Below are 1579 nucleotides of genomic sequence, written 5' to 3'. Positions count from 1 at the left end.
GAGCGCCTCACCGGTTTAGAATCCCTGCTCTGCAATGGCTCTCTCACGGTGCGGGAGTTTGTGCGAGCTGTAGCTAAGTCGGAGCTATACAAGTCGAAATTTCTGTACAACAGCTTCCAAACTCGGGTGATTGAGTTAAACTTGAAGCACTTGCTAGGTCGAGCTCCCTATGATGAGTCTGAGGTAATTTACCACCTTGACCTCTACCAAAACAAGGGCTTTGAAGCAGATATTGATTCCTATATCGATTCTGCTGAATACGATGAAAACTTTGGTGACTTCATCGTGCCTTATTATCGAGGCTTCTCAACTCAAACCGGACAAAAGGTTGTGGGCTTTACTCGCATGTTCCGCCTTTACCGAGGCTATGCCAATAGCGATCGCGCACAAGTTGAAGGTAAAGCGTCTCGCCTTGCTAGTGAACTTGCTCTTAATAGTGTTTCAGCAGTGGTTGGTCCTTCCGGCGGTAGTGAAGGTTGGGCGTACCGAGCCTCTGAAAAAGGTGTTACACCCAATAAAACCTTCCGAAGTCCAACAAGAGAAGGTCGTATTTATCGGTTGGAAGTATCAGGAATGAACTTGCCTAGATATCCCAAAGTGCGCCGCATTAGCAAAGAGCTTCTGGTTCCTTATGAGAAACTATCGGATACGCTCCAGCAAATTAACAAAATGGGCGGTAAAGTCGCTAGTATAACACTTGCTTAGATCACATTTGCTCTAAAAATAGAAGTTCAGGAGTTGATCTAATCTGAGTTAGCTATTAGGAGGTATCGGAAACATGCTGGGTGAATCTTTAATTTTTGACAGTTCTAATTCACCATCAGAAAGTCGTACCTTTGTCTATGAGGTAACAGGGTTATGGCATAAGGAAGAAAACAATAAAAACAGTTACCCTTTACCCAAGAGTAGCAGTATCTTTATTCAGGTTCCCTACAGCCAAATGAATGAAGAGATGCAGCGCATTACTCGTATGGGAGGAAAAATCGTCAGCATTCGTCCGGTTATGCCAACAACATAGTAACAACACTACCAAATGTCTTGAAGTTGGGACAAGGTGCTAGGTATTAGGTAAGCATTCAGCCGTCAGCTGTCAGCCGTGAGCTAAAAGCTCACGCTACGCGAACAGCTTATTTTATTTAAAAGCACCGATCTAGTAGCGTGCCCGTAGCCCATAAGTTGATAAATGATAGCTAATAGCTGTTCGCCTAGCGTGCGCGTAGCGCTTAAGCTAATAGCTGTTCGCGTAGCGTGCGCGTAGCGCTTAAGCTGATAGCTGATAGCTGAATGCTTACGGTATTAGATATTAGGGGACTTTTAATAAGATGTTAAGTATTATGATTTAGGTTTGAGATTTTTCATACCCAAAACCTGCAACCTAACACCTAACACCTAACACCTAACACTTTCTCACCACAAAAATTTTCCGGCTTAAGAGGTTGTCTGAGAAGTCCCATTTGCTACATCCAAGCCCCCTAAATCCCCCAATTTTGGGGGACTTTTAGAAGCAAATTGACTCTTCCCTCAAAGTTGGAGGGCTAGGGTGGCAAAATTCAGTATCAAAAAACTTTTCATATATCCA

At 43.6% G+C, this 1579-nt stretch carries 2 protein-coding genes; both read left to right on the top strand.

The genetic code is table 11. From position 1 onward, the window contains the following. Window positions 1-705, top strand: a 705-nt coding sequence (locus F6K49_RS47580) for a phycobilisome linker polypeptide (RefSeq protein WP_293109545.1), incomplete at its 5' end; no start/stop codon positions are given. 73 nt (window positions 706-778) lie between these two features. Then, on the top strand, window positions 779-1018 hold the full coding sequence (locus F6K49_RS47575) for a phycobilisome linker polypeptide (RefSeq protein WP_293109542.1): 240 nt from the start codon (window positions 779-781) through the stop codon (window positions 1016-1018). The last annotated feature ends 561 nt before the right edge of the window (window positions 1019-1579 follow it).

The organism is Moorena sp. SIO3I6, from assembly GCF_010672095.1.
The sequence above is the reverse complement of the archived record's forward strand: the minus strand, read 5'-3'. Positions and strand labels throughout refer to the sequence as shown.

Coding starts and splice junctions, on each gene's coding strand:
- F6K49_RS47575 (WP_293109542.1), top strand. CDS start 779: ATGCTGGGTGAATCTTTAATTTTTGACAGTTCTAATTCACCATCAGAA.